This is a genomic window from Serratia ureilytica (assembly GCF_017309605.1).
GTDB classification, from domain to species: Bacteria; Pseudomonadota; Gammaproteobacteria; order Enterobacterales; family Enterobacteriaceae; genus Serratia; species Serratia ureilytica.
In genome coordinates this window covers 4,251,963-4,268,778 of record NZ_CP071320.1, presented here as the reverse complement: position 1 = coordinate 4,268,778, position 16,816 = coordinate 4,251,963, and the positions used below count along the sequence as shown (strand labels likewise).

Genomic DNA, 16,816 nt, shown 5'->3' with positions numbered 1-16,816 from the left:
TCTGAATAAGCACGCAAGACAGCCATTCTTTTTTGAACGACTTTATAAGAGACACACAGATGAAAAAAACCGCATTAGTTCTGAGCGCACTGGCATTCAGCATCGGTATGGCGATGGGCCCGGTTACGGCCAGCGCCGCTGAAACCGCGTCTTCCAGCACCCAGCAGTTGCCGAGCCTGGCGCCGATGCTGGAGAAGGTGATGCCTTCCGTCGTGAGCATTAACGTTGAGGGCAGCACCACGGTCAATACGCCGCGCATGCCGCAACAGTTCCAACAGTTCTTCGGTGAAGATTCGCCGTTCTGCCAGGACGGTTCACCGTTCCAGGGCTCGCCGATGTGTCAGGGCGCTGAACAGCCCGGACCGGATGGCCAGCAGCCGCAGGGCACGCAGCAGAAATTCCAGGCGCTGGGCGCTGGGGTGGTTATCGATGCCGCCAAGGGCTATGTGGTGACCAACAATCACGTGGTGGACAACGCCAACAAGATCCAGGTGCAGCTGAGCGACGGCCGCCGTTTCGACGCCAAAGTGATCGGCAAGGATCCGCGTTCCGACATCGCCCTGATCCAGCTGAAAGACTTCAAGAACCTGACGGCGATCAAGATGGCGGACTCCGATCAGCTGCGCGTCGGCGATTACACCGTGGCGATCGGCAACCCGTACGGGCTGGGTGAAACCGCCACCTCGGGCATCGTGTCCGCCCTGGGGCGCAGCGGCCTGAACATCGAAAACTACGAAAACTTTATCCAGACCGATGCGGCAATCAACCGCGGCAACTCCGGCGGCGCGCTGGTTAACCTGAACGGCGAGCTGATCGGCATCAACACCGCGATCCTGGCGCCGGACGGCGGCAACATCGGCATCGGCTTCGCCATTCCGAGCAATATGGTGAAAAACCTGACGGCGCAAATGGTCGAGTATGGCCAGGTGAAACGCGGCGAGCTGGGCATCATGGGCACCGAGCTGAACTCTGAGCTGGCCAAGGCGATGAAGGTCGACGCGCAGCGCGGCGCCTTCGTCAGCCAGGTAATGCCGAAATCTTCCGCCGCGAAGGCGGGCATCAAGGCCGGTGACGTGATCGTCACTATGAACGGCAAGGCCATCTCCAGCTTCGCCTCGTTCCGGGCAGAGATCGGCACGTTGCCGGTCGGCAGCAAGATGTCGCTGGGCATTATCCGCGACGGCAAGCCGATAACGATTGACGTCACGCTGGAGCAAAGCGCGCAGACCCAGGTGGCCTCGGGCAATATCTACACCGGCATTGAAGGCGCCGAGCTGAGCAATACCCAGGTCGGCAACGTGAAAGGCGTTAAGGTCGACAGCGTGAAAGCCGGCAGCGCCGCCGCGCGCATCGGCCTGAAAAAGGGCGACGTGATCCTGGGCGTGAACCAACAGCCGATCCAGAACCTGGGCGAGCTGCGTAAAATCCTCGACAGCAAACCGTCGGTGCTGGCGTTGAATATTCAGCGCGGCGATAGCCAGCTGTACCTGCTGGCGCAGTGATAAACGTCAGGCGCTAAAAGCAACAAAGGCACGCTACGGCGTGCCTTTTTGCATTATGGCAATGGCATGAGGATTCAGGCCGGTTGCGCCAGATGCGCGCGCGCCGCGTGGATCACCAGTTCAATCTCATCCAACAGCTCCAGCCACTCCGGCTCCAGCTCGTCGTTGGTGATGCCCTGGCGCAGCTGCCGCTCGAGGTAGAAACACAGCTGCTTGAGGCGCGGCACGCCGCTGTAGCTGCAGCTGCCGTGTAGCTTATGGACCAGGTCGAGGATCTCGTCGTCGTGTTGCCCCTCGAGCAGCGCCTGCACCCGTTCGCGTACCTGCGGCAGGAAATCGAGCAGCATTTGCAGCAGATCGCGCGCCAGATCCGGTTTATTGGCCGCCTGGCGCAGCGCCAGCGGCCAGTCGAGCGACAGCGGGGCATCGTCGGCGACGGCGCTTTCCACGTCCCCGCTGTGGTAGCGCGACAGCACGCGGGTCAGCATTTTCTCGTCGATCGGCTTGGCCAGGTAGTCGTCCATCCCCGCCTGCAGCAGATGCTCGCGTTCGCCGCTGGCTGCATGGGCAGTGACGGCGACGATCGGCGTGGAGTTGTGGTGCGGCAGTTGGCGGATCAGTTCGCTGGCGTGAATGCCGTCCATCTTCGGCATTTGAATGTCCATCAGGATCAGATCCAGCACGTTGTTGCGCGCCAGCGCCAGCGCTTCCTCACCGCTCTCGCACAGCAGCGTTTTTTCCACCTGTTCGCCCAGCAGCGTGCCGATCAGCTTCAGGTTGGCCGGGTTGTCGTCGACCGCCATCACCGTCAGCGGCAGACGTTTACGCTCAGGCGGGGCGGCGAGCCGATCGGGCGTTTCCATTCTCAGCAGCGGGAACAGACGCGTGCTGGTGATAGGCTTGATCAGGCAGCCGAGCGCGCCTTGTTGCTTAAGCAGCTCGGCGTCGATCTGCGCCTGGCACGGCAGCGCCAGAATGACCCGATCGGCCAGCTTCAGCGAGGCCAACAATTTGTCCTGATGCTGCGCCATGTTGTCGCGGAACGGGATCGGCACGCCGGCCAGCAGGAAATCGTAATGGCCTGACGGCAGCTGGCCCAGCGTCGGCGAGTGGGTGATCACCAGCTGCGTGACGCTGAGCATGTTGAGCGTCGCCTGTGCCGCCGTCGGGTTGGACTCGATGTAGGCGAGCGTTTTGCCGTTCAGATCCGGCAGGTTCGGCGCCAGCGACAGCATGCCCTCGTTCAGATCCAGCGTGATGTGGAACCAGAAGGTCGAGCCGCGATTCAGCTGGCTGTGGAAGCAGATGTCGCCGCCCATTTCCTTCACCAGCTTTTGCGTGATCACCAACCCCAGCCCGGTGCCGCCGTGGCGGCGGGAGATGCTGGCGTCCGCCTGGCGGAACGCCTGGAACAGCTGCGACTGCTGGCGTTCGGAGATGCCGATGCCGGTGTCGTGGATCTGCACTTCCACTTCCACCCGGCGCTCCAGCTGTTTGCGCAGCTCGACGCGAATATCGATATTGCCGGTTTCGGTGAACTTGATGGCGTTGCCCAGCAGGTTGGTGATGATTTGCTGCAGGCGCAGCGAGTCGCCGATCACCTGCTCCGGCACGTCGTTGTGCACATCCAGCGTCAGCTCCAACCCTTTGTCATGGGCGCTGGGGGCCAGCAGCACCACCACTTCGTCCAGCGTTTCGCGCAGGGCGAACGGAATATGCTCCAGCACCAGTTTGCCGGCCTCCAGCTTGGAGAAGTCCAGCACGTCATTGATGATGGTCAGCAGGTTGTTGGCCGAGCGCTCGATGGTCTGCAAATAGTCGGTTTGGGTCGCGCTCAGATCGGTTTTCAGCATCTGGCGGGTAAAACCGATCACGCCGTTGAGCGGGGTACGCAACTCGTGCGACATGTTGGCCAGGAATTCGGACTTGATGCGCGCCGCCTCCTGCGCGCGTTTTTTCGCCAGATCCAGTTCGACGTTCTGGATCTCCATCTGCTCCAGCGTTTCACGCAGGTCAGACGTGGCTTGATCGATGTTCTGCTGCATCTCTTCGTGATAGGCGGTTAGCGACATCGCCATCGAGTTGATGCCGTTCTTCAGCATGTGCAGCTCGCCGAGCATGTAGCCCTCCACGCGGCTGTCGAGCTGGCCGCGGCGGATGCGATCGACGGTGTTCACCATGTTGCGGATCGGGCCGGTCACGTCGCGCATCAGGCGGTAAGCGAACAGGATGGCGATGCACATGCACAGCAGCAGCAGCAGGGTGGAGACGAACACCTCTTTATACTGCTGCAGCCGCACCGACTGCAGATCCAGCTCGATCGCCACATAGCCCAGGTTGTTGTCGGGGTGGCTGCCGCCGTCGGCGGTTTCATCCGGATACTGATTTTCCGACAGGATCGGCGTGCGCAGGATCAGCGAATCGCCGCGCCGGGTGAGCATCAGTTCGGTGGGCAACGGCACGCCTTTCGGCAACTGCAGCTGGGCGAAGTTGTGGTGATAATTGGAGGTGACGAACAGGTTGTTCTGCGCATCGAACACGGTGATCGACCGCACGATGTCCGAATGGCGGCGGTGCAGCAGGCTGACCAGTTGCCTGACCGATTCGCGGCTGCGGAACGTCATGCCGTACTCGCTGGCTACCGCCAGCGGCTCGATGATGCTGGCGCCGGCGTCGACCAATTGCTCCTGCAGCTCGTTATAGCGGTGCACCACGAAGAAGGTGCTGAGCAGCAAACCAATCAGCAAGGTCGGGGCCAGAATCAGGATCATCATGCGCGCACGCAGGCTGTATTTGGTCATGGGATTCCAATGTGGGAGAATTGACAGCTGACACTAGCTTAATGAACCAGCACACAATCGACAAATATGGCGCAATTCTACTCTCCCAAACGCCGCGTGACGACCCGGCAGAGCTCACAAATCTTCACCGTGACGGTGAGCGATCTCGATCCTTTCGGCCAGGGCGTGGCGCGCCACGACGGCAAAGCGGTGTTCGTGCCGGGCGTATTGCCGGGCGAGCAGGCGGAAATCCAGCTGACCGAAGACAAGCGCCAGTTCGCCAAAGGCAAGCTCAAGCGCCTGCTGAGCCGCAGCCCGCAGCGGGTGGAGCCGCGCTGCCCGCATTTCGGCGTGTGCGGCGGCTGCCAGCAGCAACATGCGGATGAGGCGCTGCAACAGCAGAGCAAGGCGGCGGCGCTGGTGCGCATGATCGCCCGCGAAACCGGGGTGACCCCGCAACAGGAACCGGTGATCGCCGGCCCGGAATACGGCTATCGCCGCCGCGCCCGCCTGAGCCTGGCGTGGCAGCCGAAGCTGCAGCGCCTGATGATGGGGTTTCGACAGGCGGCCTCCAGCGAGCTGGTGGCGGTGGAGCACTGCCCGGTGCTGCGCCCGGAGCTGGAACAGCTGCTGGCGCCAGTGCGCGCCTGCCTGAGCGGGCTGCAGGCGGTGCGGCGGCTGGGGCATGTGGAGCTGGTACTGGCGGATAACGGCCCGCTGCTGGTGCTGCGCCATCTCGATGCCCTGAAAGAGGCGGATCGCCAGGCGCTGTTGGCGTTTGGCGAGCGGGAAAAGGTCGCCGTTTATCTGGCGCCGGACAGCGATCGGGTGGAAAAACTGTGCGGTGAAACGCCGTATTATCAGGTTGACGGGCTACGCTTAGACTTCAGTCCGCGCGACTTTATTCAGGTCAATGACGCCGTAAACCAACAAATGGTGGCGCAGGCCCTTGAATGGCTCGACATTCAACCCAATGATCGGGTGCTGGACCTGTTCTGCGGCATGGGGAATTTCACCCTGCCGCTGGCGCGCCGCGCCGCTGCGGTGGTGGGCATCGAAGGTGTTGCCACGCTGGTAGCGAATGGGCAATATAATGCACATAAGAATAAGCTGAATAATGCGTCGTTCTTCCATGAGAATCTGGAGGACGACGTTGAGCGGCAACCTTGGGCAGCACAAGGGTTTGATAAGGTGATGCTGGATCCCGCCCGCGCCGGTGCGGCCGGGGTGATGTCACACATTGTAAAACTGGCGCCGGCGCGGGTGGTGTATGTTTCCTGTAACCCCACCACGCTGGCTCGCGACAGCAAAGTGCTGTTGAACGCCGGTTATCGTCTTGCGCGCGTGCGGATGTTGGATATGTTTCCGCACACGGGGCATCTTGAATCAATGGCGCTGTTTATCAACGAGCGCGCGCCAGAGGTCGCTGCAAAGTAGGGAGAAGTTATGGTTGCGGTAAGAAGTGCACATCTGAATACGGCGGGTGAGTTCGCTCTCGATGAGTGGATCGCCGGCTTGGGGCTACCCAACCCGCAGTCATGTGAGCGATTGGCCGCAACCTGGCGTTATTGTGAGCAGCAGACCCAAAACCATCCCGACGCCTCGCTGCTGTTGTGGCGCGGCCTGGAGATGGTGGAAATCCTCTCGACGCTGAGCATGGACAACGACAGCATGCGCGCCGCGCTGCTGTTCCCGCTGGTGGATGCCGGCATCGTGCAGGAAGAGATCCTGACGGAAACGTTCGGCAAGGGCATCGTCGCCCTGGTGCATGGCGTGCGGGACATGGACGCTATTCGCCAACTGAAAGCCACCCAAAACGACTCGATGGCCTCCGAACAGGTCGACAACGTGCGCCGCATGCTGCTGGCGATGGTGGAGGATTTCCGCTGCGTCGTCATCAAGCTGGCGGAGCGCATCGCCCACCTGCGCGAGGTGAAAGACGCGCCGGAAGACGAACGCGTGCTGGCGGCGAAAGAGTGTTCCAACATCTATGCGCCGTTGGCTAACCGGCTCGGCATCGGCCAGCTGAAGTGGGAGCTGGAGGATTTCTGCTTCCGCTACCTGCACCCGGAAGAATACAAGCGCATCGCCAAGCTGCTGCATGAGCGCCGCATCGATCGCGAACAGTTCATCGACGATTTCGTCGCCGGGCTGCGCGACGAGATGGCCAAAGAAGGCATTCGGGTGGAGATCTACGGCCGGCCGAAACACATCTACAGCATCTGGCGCAAGATGCAGAAAAAGCACCTGGCGTTCGACGAACTGTTCGACGTGCGCGCGGTGCGCATCGTGGCGGAGCGTCTGCAGGATTGCTATGCGGCATTGGGCATCGTGCATACCCACTTCCGCCATCTGCCGGATGAGTTCGACGACTACGTCGCCAACCCCAAACCCAACGGCTACCAGTCGATCCACACCGTGGTGCTGGGGCCGCGCGGCAAAACCGTCGAGATTCAGATCCGCACCCGGCAAATGCACGAAGACGCCGAACTGGGGGTGGCCGCGCACTGGAAGTACAAAGAGGGCGCGGGGGTTACCGTGCGCTCCGGCTACGAAGAGCGCATCGCCTGGCTGCGTAAGCTGATCGCCTGGCAGGAAGAGATGGCGGACTCCGGCGAGATGCTCGACGAAGTGCGCAGCCAGGTGTTCGACGATCGGGTCTATGTCTTTACCCCGAAAGGCGACGTGGTGGATCTGCCGGCCGGCTCCACGCCGCTCGATTTCGCCTACCACATTCACAGCGACGTTGGTCACCGCTGCATCGGCGCCAAGATCGGCGGCCGCATCGTGCCGTTTACCTATCAGCTGAAGATGGGCGATCAGATTGAGATCATCACCCAGAAACAGCCGAACCCGAGCCGCGACTGGCTGAACCCGAACCTGGGCTACGTGACCACCAGCCGCGGGCGCTCGAAGATCCACAACTGGTTCCGCAAGCAGGATCGCGACAAGAACATTCTTGCCGGCCGCCAGATGCTGGACAACGAACTGGAACACCTCGGCATCAGCCTGAAAGAGGCCGAGAAGCTGCTGATCCCGCGCTACAACATGAACTCGCTGGACGAGGTGCTGGCGGCGATCGGCGGCGGGGACATTCGCCTGAACCAGATGGTGAATTTCCTGCAGGGCAAGTTCAACAAGCCGAGCGCCGAAGAGCAGGATCGCGAGGCGCTGCGCCAGCTGGTGCAGCAGAAAGCGCCGCCGCCGGCTCGCAACAAGGATAACGGCCGCGTGGTGGTGGAGGGCGTGGGCAACCTGATGCACCACATCGCCCGCTGCTGCCAGCCGATCCCGGGCGACGACATCGTCGGCTTTATCACCCAGGGGCGCGGCATCTCGATCCACCGTGCGGACTGCGATCAGCTGGCCGATTTGCAATCGCATGCGCCGGAGCGCATCGTCGATGCGGTGTGGGGAGAAAGCTACTCCAGCGGTTATTCGCTGGTGGTGCGCGTGATGGCCAACGATCGCAGCGGGCTGCTGCGCGATATCACCACCATTCTGGCCAACGAAAAGGTCAACGTGCTGGGCGTCGCCAGCCGCAGCGATACCAAGAAGCAGTTGGCCACCATCGATATGGACATCGAAATTTATAACCAGCAGGTGCTGGGCCGGGTGCTGGCGAAGCTGAACCAGCTGCCGGACGTGATAGACGCCAAGCGTCTGCACGGCAACTAACTCCTGCGCCTTTCGGGCCGCATCCGAGGTCGATGCGGCCCGAACTCCATCAGTTCCGGCGGACATGTCCGTGCGCCCCCATTTTCTCAGAGATTTTTTATGACCCAATCCACTTCGTTGCAGCGCCTGCTGAACATCATGAAAACGCTGCGCGACCCGCAGAACGGTTGCTCATGGGACCGTAAGCAAACCTTCGCCACCATCGCGCCCTACACGCTGGAAGAGACTTACGAAGTGCTGGACGCCATCGAACGGCAGGACTACGCCGATCTGCGCGACGAACTGGGCGACTTGCTGTTTCAGGTAGTGTTCTACGCTCAGATGGGGCAGGAACAGGGGCTGTTCGATTTTGATGAGGTGTGTACTGCCATCAGCGACAAGCTGGAGCGCCGTCATCCGCATATCTTCGGCGACGCCGAAGGCGGAGACAGCGAAGCCGTGGCGGCGCGCTGGGAGCAGCTCAAGGCCGGCGAGCGCGCCGAAAAAGCGCTGCACTCGGTGCTGGACGACATTCCGCAGGCGTTGCCGGCGTTGATGAAGGCGCACAAGATCCAAAAACGGTGCGCCTCGGTCGGCTTCGACTGGAACACGCTGGGCCCGGTGCTGGACAAAGTGTATGAAGAGATCGACGAAGTGATGCACGAAGCCCGCCAGGCGGTGGTCGATGAGAGCAAGCTGGAAGAGGAGATCGGCGATCTGCTGTTCGCCACGGTGAACCTCTCGCGCCATTTGGGCCACAAGGCCGAGAACGCATTGCAGGCGGCCAACCGCAAGTTCGAACGCCGCTTCCGCGAGGTGGAGGCGATCGTCAAGCAACGCGGGCTACGCTTGGAAGACGCCACGCTGGAGCAGATGGAAGACGCCTGGCAACAGGTGAAACGCCAGGAAAGTTGAATCGCTGCAACGACAATGTTGAATGTTGATCACAAACAAGGTTCACTCAAGCTGAAACGGTTAAGCTTACGGTCAGGTCACAGGCGCAGGGCTGCCGTCGGCAGCAAAAGGCCAACAAACTGAAATCTAAGGTGTTTTATCGCTCGAGAGGGGCGGTAAAAAGAAATTTTCTCCGCTAACTCTTTGTATTTCCTGGAGGGTTTTGGGCGCGCCGGCGGAGTAAACCCTGATGAACACGGGAGGGCGGCCGAGATGATGGACAGCAAAACGATCGTTTGTAGGTCAGGAGAGGTTCGGGTATACTACTTTCCCGTCCTGGTTCTTCCATCGTCTTTAAACCTAAACTCTCAGGTTCAGCATGACAACTAATTATATTTTTGTGACCGGCGGGGTCGTATCCTCTCTGGGTAAAGGCATTGCCGCAGCCTCTCTGGCGGCTATTCTTGAAGCCCGTGGCCTCAACGTTACCATCATGAAACTGGACCCGTACATCAACGTGGATCCGGGCACCATGAGCCCGATTCAGCATGGGGAAGTTTTCGTCACCGAAGACGGCGCAGAAACCGATCTGGATTTGGGTCACTACGAGCGCTTCATCCGCACCAAAATGTCGCGTCGCAACAACTTCACCACCGGCCGCATCTACTCCGACGTGCTGCGTAAAGAACGCCGCGGCGACTATCTGGGCGCGACCGTGCAGGTCATTCCGCACATCACCAACGCGATCAAAGAACGCATCATCGAAGGCGGCGAAGGCCACGATGTGGTGCTGGTGGAAATCGGCGGCACCGTCGGCGATATCGAATCGCTGCCGTTCCTCGAAGCCATCCGTCAGATGGCGGTGGAAGTGGGCCGCGAGCACACCCTGTACATGCACCTGACGCTGGTGCCGTACATGGCGGCGGCGGGCGAAGTGAAAACCAAGCCGACCCAGCATTCCGTAAAAGAGCTGCTTTCCATCGGTATTCAGCCTGATGTGCTGATTTGCCGTTCCGACCGCGCGGTTCCTGCTAACGAACGCGCGAAAATCGCGCTTTTCTGCAACGTGCCGGAAAAAGCGGTTATCTCTCTGAAAGACGTTGATTCTATTTATAAAATCCCAGGCCTATTGAAATCTCAGGGGCTGGACGATTATATTTGTAAACGATTCAGCCTGAACGCGCCGGAAGCCAACCTGGCCGAATGGGAACAGGTGATCTACGAAGAAGCCAATCCGGGCGGCGAAGTGACCATCGGTATGGTCGGCAAATACGTTGAGTTGCCGGACGCCTACAAGTCGGTGATCGAAGCGCTGAAGCACGGCGGGCTGAAAAACCGTCTGACCGTGAACATCAAGCTGATCGACTCGCAGGACGTGGAAACCCGCGGCGTGGAAGTGCTGAAAGGGCTGGACGCGATCCTGATCCCGGGCGGCTTCGGCTACCGCGGCGTGGAAGGCAAAGTGATGACCGCACGCTATGCGCGCGAGAACAACATTCCTTACCTGGGCATTTGCCTGGGCATGCAGGTGGCGTTGATGGAGTTCGCTCGCAACGTGGCGGGGATGGAGAACGCCAACTCCACCGAGTTTATGCCAGACTGTAAGTACCCGGTGGTGGCGTTGATCACCGAATGGCGCGATGAAGACGGCAACGTCGAAGTGCGCAGCGAAGAAAGCGATTTGGGCGGCACGATGCGCGTAGGTGGCCAACAGTGCAACCTGAGCGACAACAGCCTGGTGCGTCAGCTGTACGGCGAACCGACCATTGTCGAGCGTCATCGTCACCGTTACGAAGTTAACAACATGCTGTTGAAGCAGATCGAAGCCGCAGGGCTGCGTGTCGCCGGTCGTTCCGCCGACAACAAGCTGGTCGAGATCATTGAACTGCCGAATCACCCGTGGTTTGTGGCCTGTCAATTCCACCCGGAATTTACATCGACGCCGCGTGATGGGCATCCGCTGTTCGCCGGCTTCGTGAAAGCCGCAGGCGAGCATCAGAAGCGCCAGGTGAAATAAAATATTTGGTAGGCGGCGCGCGGTGAGAACCGCGCGCTGTTTGTCTGGAGTTTTAGTTTAACTTGTACTGAGGAAAACCTAATGTCCAAAATCGTTAAAGTCATCGGTCGTGAAATCATCGACTCCCGCGGTAACCCGACTGTTGAAGCCGAAGTTCATCTGGAAGGCGGTTTCGTCGGCCTGGCTGCTGCGCCGTCAGGTGCTTCTACCGGTTCCCGCGAAGCGCTGGAACTGCGTGACGGTGACAAGTCTCGTTTCCTGGGTAAAGGCGTACTGAAAGCCGTTGCTGCAGTAAACGGTCCGATTGCTCAGGCAGTACTGGGTAAAGATGCCAAAGACCAGGCGAACATCGACAAGATCATGATCGAGCTGGACGGCACCGAAAACAAATCCAACTTCGGCGCCAACGCCATTCTGGCGGTTTCCCTGGCAGCAGCGAAAGCGGCCGCAGCCTCTAAAGGCATGCCGCTGTACGAGCACATCGCTGAACTGAACGGCACCCCAGGCAAATTCTCCATGCCACTGCCGATGATGAACATCATCAACGGCGGCGAGCACGCTGACAACAACGTCGACATTCAGGAATTCATGATTCAGCCGGTTGGCGCGAAGACCCTGAAAGAAGCGGTGCGTATCGGTTCCGAAGTGTTCCACCACCTGGCGAAAGTTCTGAAAGCCAAAGGCATGAACACCGCCGTGGGCGACGAAGGCGGCTACGCGCCAAACCTGGGTTCCAACGCCGAAGCGCTGGCGGTTATCGCTGAAGCGGTAAAAGCGGCGGGCTACGAGCTGGGCAAAGACGTCACTCTGGCGATGGACTGCGCGGCTTCCGAATTCTACAAAGACGGTAAATACGTGCTGGCCGGCGAAGGCAACAAAGCCTTCACTTCCGAAGAGTTCACTCACTTCCTGGAAGAGCTGACCAAACAGTACCCAATCGTGTCTATCGAAGACGGCCTGGATGAATCCGACTGGGCGGGCTTCGCTTACCAGACCAAAGTGCTGGGCGACAAAATCCAGCTGGTGGGCGACGATCTGTTCGTGACCAACACCAAGATCCTGAAAGAAGGCATCGAGAAAGGCATCGCTAACTCCATCCTGATCAAGTTCAACCAGATCGGTTCTCTGACCGAAACGCTGGCGGCTATCAAGATGGCGAAAGACGCCGGCTACACTGCGGTGATCTCTCACCGTTCCGGTGAAACCGAAGACGCAACCATCGCCGACCTGGCGGTAGGGACTGCAGCTGGCCAGATCAAAACCGGTTCCATGAGCCGTTCTGACCGCGTTGCCAAGTACAACCAACTGATCCGCATCGAAGAAGCGCTGGGTGACCGTGCGCCGTTCAACGGCCTGAAAGAAGTTAAAGGCCAGTAAGTTCGACCGATTCGGTTGCTAAATAAAAACCCGCCGCGGCGGGTTTTTTTATGGCTGACGTCCCGATGTTAATCCTGTTTTATTTATTAACAATCGCTGCGTTTAACCTAATAAATTTATTGTGCAGTTTTCTTGCCGGTTTTTATATTCCGTTTTTATTTGCTTTATAATTATTCGTTACTAGACTGCCAATAAGGCGGCGTTATTTTTTTCTTGCCGTTAAATATCGCCATCATCGTAATGCGTTCTTTCATACTGCCGGGTTTCGGCTGGGGGAGGGCCAGATGCGACAGCGAGTCGTCATTGTCGGCGGTGGAACCGGCGGCACCATGCTAGCCAATCTGCTGGCCGTGAAATTGCACTGGGAAATTCTCAATAATAAAGTTGAGTTATTAATGATTTCGGATTCGCCGCTGCATTATTACAAGCCGGCGTTTATGTATGTTGCATTCAATAATTTTTTCAAGCAGGAGCTCACGCGTTCACAGCGGAGTTTATTGCGGCCGGAAATACAGTTTGTCGTCGATAAAGCGGAATCTTTTGATTTAAAACAGCGGTATATCATTACGCAAAGCGGCAAGCATTATCCGTATGACTTCCTGGTTTTCGCCACCGGCTGCGTGCCCTGGCCAGAGCGAATCGAAGGGTTGGCGCAGGCGGGCGATCATTTCTACCAGTATCAGGCCGCGCGACGGTTGGCGCATAAGCTGGCGACGATCGAGAAAGGCCGCATTTTCATCACCGTGTCCTTCCCTGAAACGCCTAATGTGCCCCATCAGTGCGGCATCGCGCCGATTGAAACCACCCTGATGCTGGACGACTACCTGCGGCGGCGCGGCGTGCGCAAGGCGGTGGAGATCGTTTATACCTACCCAACCATTTCTCAACTGCTGCGCAACTGTCTGTTTTTACAGCGCCCGACCGGCGAAGCGCTGCCCGCCATTTTTGCCGCGCGCGACATTCGCCACCAGCGTGGGTTTACCCTCAGCCGGGTGGACGTTCAGCGCAACATCGCCTATTCCGCCGAGGGGGAAGAACAGCCGTTCGACATTCTGATGGCGACGCCGCCCATCCGTGCAGTGGAGGCGGTGCGCAATACCGGGTTGAGCGAGAGCCAAAACGGCGAAGGCTGGCTGCCGACCGATCATCAAACGCTGCAGGTCTACGGCCAGCAGGGGGTGTATGTCATAGGCGATACCGTGGATTTGCCGGTCAGCAAGGCCGGCGGCTCTTGCCATAATCAGGCGCCGGTCATTGCCGACAACATCGTGGCGGAAATGCGGCTGGGCCAAACCGTGAGCCATTATGACGGCAAGGTGCAGGCGGTCGCGCAAATGGGGCTGAATGCCGGCATGCCGCTGGTGTACGACTACCGTCACGACGTGCTGCCGACGCCCGCCACCAAGGCGGGCGGCATGCTGCGCAACGGGTTCAACCGCGGCCTTTACTGGGCCACGGTAAGGGGGCTGATATGACGGAAAGCACGGTGCACGCGGCGGACCTGCAATCATTGGCGGCGTTGCTCGAGAAACTGCAGCCGCTGCTGGCGGGCGGCCGTTTGGATAACGTGGTCGATCTGTTGTCGCTGCTGTCGGACGCGGTGGACATCGCCGACAACGCGCTGGTGGAGAAACTGGCCGGCGTCTTTGAAGGTTTGGTGACCATCGGTTGGGAAGGCGGAACGGCGCTGCAGATGGCGCACAGCGAGCTGCAATTGAATCCTCCGCCGGCCAGTTTTCGCGCGCTGTACGCCTTGCTGAAGCAGCCGGATACCCTGCTGGGGTTGACGCTGCTGCTGCGTACTTTACAAATCATCGGCCAGCGCACGCGAGACAGCGCATTGCCGCCGGCCCTTTCGGATGAATCAAAAAATTAAGCTTTACCCACTCAGGTAAGGAGTTGTGTTATGTCCGCTACAGCAGTTGGCCACGACTTTGCCACCCGGGCTATTCATTACGGCTACGATCCGCAGCGGTATCAGGGGGCACTGTCTCCGCCGGTGTTTATGAGCTCTACGTTTGCTTTTCCCACTGCGGAATACGGCGGCGCCTGCTTTGCCGGCACCGAGCCGGGGTACTTTTACTCGCGCATCGCCAATCCGACGTTAAACCTGCTCGAGCAACGCATCGCCAACCTGGAGGAGGGGGAGGCGGCGGTGGCGTTCGCTTCCGGCATGGGGGCGATCACCGCCTGTTGCTGGACGCTGCTCAGACCGGGCGATGAGCTGATTGTCGACGAAACCGTGTATGGCTGCACCTTCAGCTACTTTCATCATGGCCTGGCGCGCTTTGGCGTCAAGATAACCCACGTTGATCTGACCCGGCCGGAGCGGCTGGCGGCGGCCATTGGACCGCGTACCCGCCTGGTGTATTGCGAAACGCCGGCCAATCCCAATATGCGTTTGATCGATATCGCCGCCGTGGCGGAGATTGCCCATCGGCATCAGGCGCTGTTGCTGGTGGACAACACCTATTGCACGCCCTATCTGCAGCGGCCTTTGGCGCTAGGCGCCGATATCGTGGTGCACTCGGCGACCAAGTACCTCGGCGGACACGGCGATCTTCTGGCCGGAATAGCGGTGACGCGTCAGGCGTTGGCCGAAGCGATCCGTCTGGAGGGGCTAAAGGACATGACCGGGGCGGTACTGTCGGCGCAGGATGCCGCGCTGGTGCTGCGCGGGATGAAAACCCTGCCGCTGCGCATGGATCGTCATTGCGATAACGCGCAGCGCCTGGCAGAGATGTTGGCGGAGCACCCGGCGGTCGAGCGGGTATATTACCCCGGCCTGGCGAACTTCCCGCAGCATGCGTTGGCGCAGCGGCAAATGGCGCGCCCCGGCGGCATGCTGGCGTTTGAGCTGCGGGGCGGCTTGCGTGCGGGCATTCGTTTCCTCAACGCGCTGCAGCTCATCTTGCGCGCGGTCAGCCTGGGCGATTGCGAAAGCCTGGCGCAGCACCCGGCCAGCATGACGCACTCGGCCTACACGCCGGAAGAGCGGAAACGGCACCACATCAGCGAGGGGCTGGTGCGGTTGTCCGCCGGGCTGGAGGCGTTTGACGATCTGCAGGCGGATATCCTGCAGGCGTTGGCGCAGGCGCAATAAAAAACCCGCCGCAGCGGGTTTTAGCAGAAGCGAGCGTTACATCTGTTGCGTCGCCGCGGTCACCGGCGAACCGCCGCCTTTCTTGCGCACCCACAGCCAGTAAGCCACGGTGAGTAAAGCGATCCACACCAGCCCGACGTACAGCGCGATGCGGCTCTCTTCGAAATAGCCGAGCAGGCCGATGACGAACGCCATAAAGGCGGTCGCCAATGCCGGCGCCACCGGCCACCACGGCACCGGGAAGCTCAACTGGCGCGTTTCTTCCGGCGACAGCGTGCGGCGCATGACGATCTGCGACAGCAGGATCATCAGCCACACCCAGACGGTGGCGAAGGTGGCGATCGAAGCGATGATCATGAAGACCTTCTCCGGGATCAGGTAGTTGAGCACCACCGCCAACAGCAGGGCGACCGACATCACCAGCACCGTCATCCATGGCACGCCGCTGGCGGTCAGTTTGGTGAAGCTGCGCGGCGCCTGGCCGTCCTGCGCCATGCCGTACATCATGCGGCCGGCGCCGAAGATATCGCTGTTGATGGCCGAAATGGCGGCGGTGATCACTACCACGTTCAGCACGTTGGCGGCGGAGCTGATGCCGAGGTTGCTGAAGATCTCAACGAACGGGCTGCCGTTCTGGCCGATGCTGTTCCACGGATAGATAGCCATCAGCACCGTCAGCGTCAGCACGTAAAACAGCAGGATGCGCACCGGCACGGCGTTGATCGCCTTCGGCAGCACTTTGGCGGGGTCTTTCGCCTCGCTGGCGGTAATGCCGATGATCTCGATGCCGCCGAAGGCGAACATCACCACCGCCAATGACGCGACCACGCCGCCGATGCCGTTAGGCATAAAGCCGCCGTGTTGCCACAGGTTGCTGATGCCGGTGGCGTGCTGGGTTTGCCCGAAACCGAACAGCATCACCGCTGCACCGCCGACGATCATCGCCACGATGGCGACGACCTTGACCAGCGACAGCCAGAACTCCAGCTCGCCGAAGACCTTGACGCTGCACAGGTTGAGCGCGCCGATAAACAGGATGATGCTGAGCACCCAAACCCACTGAGCGACGTCCGGGAACCACAGCCCCATATAGATGCCGAAGGCGGTGACGTCCGCCAGGGCGACGATCACCATTTCGAAGGTGTAGGTCCAGCCGGTGAGGAACCCGGCCAGCGGGCCGAGATAGTGGCTGGCGTAGTGGCCGAACGAGCCGGAAACCGGCTGATGCACCGCCATTTCACCCAGCGCGCGCATCACCATGAATACCGCCGCGCCGCCCACCAGATAGGCCAGCAGCACCGCCGGGCCGGCCAGTTGGATGGCGCCGGCGGAGCCGTAGAACAGGCCGGTGCCGATCGCCGAGCCGAGAGCCATGAAACGGATATGCCGCGCGTTTAGTCCGCGTCTGAGTTGTGTCGTTTCGTTACGCATGTTGTTTCCCGTTAAGTGTTTGCCGAACAGGCACGCGCTGCCCGCACCGGGTGGA

11 protein-coding genes are annotated in these 16,816 nt (G+C 60.1%); 9 read left to right on the top strand and 2 right to left on the bottom strand.

Annotated elements, in window-relative coordinates:
• The first annotated feature begins 59 nt into the window (after positions 1-59).
• Positions 60-1,502: a serine endoprotease DegP gene (degP, locus tag J0X03_RS20235; RefSeq protein ID WP_033641869.1), complete on the top strand. Its 1,443-nt coding sequence runs from the start codon at positions 60-62 to the stop codon at positions 1,500-1,502.
• Between the two features lie 74 nt (positions 1,503-1,576).
• Here the strand turns inward: degP and barA are convergent, their stop codons facing one another.
• Positions 1,577-4,303 carry a two-component sensor histidine kinase BarA gene (gene barA, locus J0X03_RS20230; protein ID WP_033641870.1) on the bottom strand — a complete coding sequence of 909 codons (2,727 nt, stop codon included), beginning with the start codon at positions 4,301-4,303 and terminating at the stop codon, positions 1,577-1,579.
• 66 nt (positions 4,304-4,369) lie between these two features.
• Between barA and rlmD the strand changes: the two genes are divergently transcribed.
• From rlmD to J0X03_RS20190, 8 genes are all read left to right on the top strand, one after another.
• Positions 4,370-5,719: a 23S rRNA (uracil(1939)-C(5))-methyltransferase RlmD gene (rlmD, locus tag J0X03_RS20225; protein ID WP_069101114.1), complete on the top strand. Its 1,350-nt coding sequence runs from the start codon at positions 4,370-4,372 to the stop codon at positions 5,717-5,719.
• Positions 5,720-5,728: 9 nt separating this feature from the next.
• On the top strand, positions 5,729-7,960 hold the full coding sequence (gene relA / locus J0X03_RS20220; RefSeq protein WP_122016514.1) for a GTP diphosphokinase: 2,232 nt from the start codon (positions 5,729-5,731) through the stop codon (positions 7,958-7,960).
• A 99-nt stretch (positions 7,961-8,059) separates the two neighbouring features.
• A complete protein-coding gene (gene mazG, locus J0X03_RS20215) occupies positions 8,060-8,854 on the top strand; it encodes a nucleoside triphosphate pyrophosphohydrolase (RefSeq protein ID WP_033641873.1) in 795 nt (264 codons plus the stop codon).
• 358 nt (positions 8,855-9,212) lie between these two features.
• Positions 9,213-10,850, top strand: coding sequence for a glutamine hydrolyzing CTP synthase (gene pyrG, locus J0X03_RS20210; protein WP_004932674.1), 1,638 nt, complete (start codon positions 9,213-9,215; stop codon positions 10,848-10,850).
• Positions 10,851-10,931: 81 nt separating this feature from the next.
• Positions 10,932-12,227 carry a phosphopyruvate hydratase gene (gene eno / locus J0X03_RS20205; protein ID WP_004932670.1) on the top strand — a complete coding sequence of 432 codons (1,296 nt, stop codon included), beginning with the start codon at positions 10,932-10,934 and terminating at the stop codon, positions 12,225-12,227.
• A gap of 284 nt (positions 12,228-12,511) precedes the next feature.
• Positions 12,512-13,702 carry an NAD(P)/FAD-dependent oxidoreductase gene (locus J0X03_RS20200; protein ID WP_160203969.1) on the top strand — a complete coding sequence of 397 codons (1,191 nt, stop codon included), beginning with the start codon at positions 12,512-12,514 and terminating at the stop codon, positions 13,700-13,702.
• Positions 13,699-14,103, top strand: coding sequence for a hypothetical protein (locus tag J0X03_RS20195; protein ID WP_080280870.1), 405 nt, complete (start codon positions 13,699-13,701; stop codon positions 14,101-14,103). Before J0X03_RS20200 ends, J0X03_RS20195 begins: the two co-directional genes overlap by 4 nt.
• 30 nt (positions 14,104-14,133) lie before the next feature.
• Entirely contained in the window at positions 14,134-15,330 is a 1,197-nt protein-coding gene (locus J0X03_RS20190) for a methionine gamma-lyase (protein WP_160203970.1), read from the top strand.
• Positions 15,331-15,366: 36 nt separating this feature from the next.
• On the opposite strand, the gene J0X03_RS20185 is transcribed toward J0X03_RS20190, so the two are convergent.
• Positions 15,367-16,761: an amino acid permease gene (locus J0X03_RS20185; protein ID WP_123061390.1), complete on the bottom strand. Its 1,395-nt coding sequence runs from the start codon at positions 16,759-16,761 to the stop codon at positions 15,367-15,369.
• Positions 16,762-16,816 lie beyond the last annotated feature (55 nt).

Bases quoted from the DNA above. Each gene is read 5' to 3' on its own strand.
- eno (WP_004932670.1), top strand. From the start codon at position 10,932: ATGTCCAAAATCGTTAAAGTCATCGGTCGTGAAATCATCGACTCCCGC.
- relA (WP_122016514.1), top strand. From the start codon at position 5,729: ATGGTTGCGGTAAGAAGTGCACATCTGAATACGGCGGGTGAGTTCGCT.
- J0X03_RS20200 (WP_160203969.1), top strand. From the start codon at position 12,512: ATGCGACAGCGAGTCGTCATTGTCGGCGGTGGAACCGGCGGCACCATG.
- J0X03_RS20195 (WP_080280870.1), top strand. From the start codon at position 13,699: ATGACGGAAAGCACGGTGCACGCGGCGGACCTGCAATCATTGGCGGCG.
- pyrG (WP_004932674.1), top strand. From the start codon at position 9,213: ATGACAACTAATTATATTTTTGTGACCGGCGGGGTCGTATCCTCTCTG.
- rlmD (WP_069101114.1), top strand. From the start codon at position 4,370: ATGGCGCAATTCTACTCTCCCAAACGCCGCGTGACGACCCGGCAGAGC.
- degP (WP_033641869.1), top strand. From the start codon at position 60: ATGAAAAAAACCGCATTAGTTCTGAGCGCACTGGCATTCAGCATCGGT.
- barA (WP_033641870.1), bottom strand. From the start codon at position 4,303: ATGACCAAATACAGCCTGCGTGCGCGCATGATGATCCTGATTCTGGCC.
- mazG (WP_033641873.1), top strand. From the start codon at position 8,060: ATGACCCAATCCACTTCGTTGCAGCGCCTGCTGAACATCATGAAAACG.
- J0X03_RS20190 (WP_160203970.1), top strand. From the start codon at position 14,134: ATGTCCGCTACAGCAGTTGGCCACGACTTTGCCACCCGGGCTATTCAT.
- J0X03_RS20185 (WP_123061390.1), bottom strand. From the start codon at position 16,761: ATGCGTAACGAAACGACACAACTCAGACGCGGACTAAACGCGCGGCAT.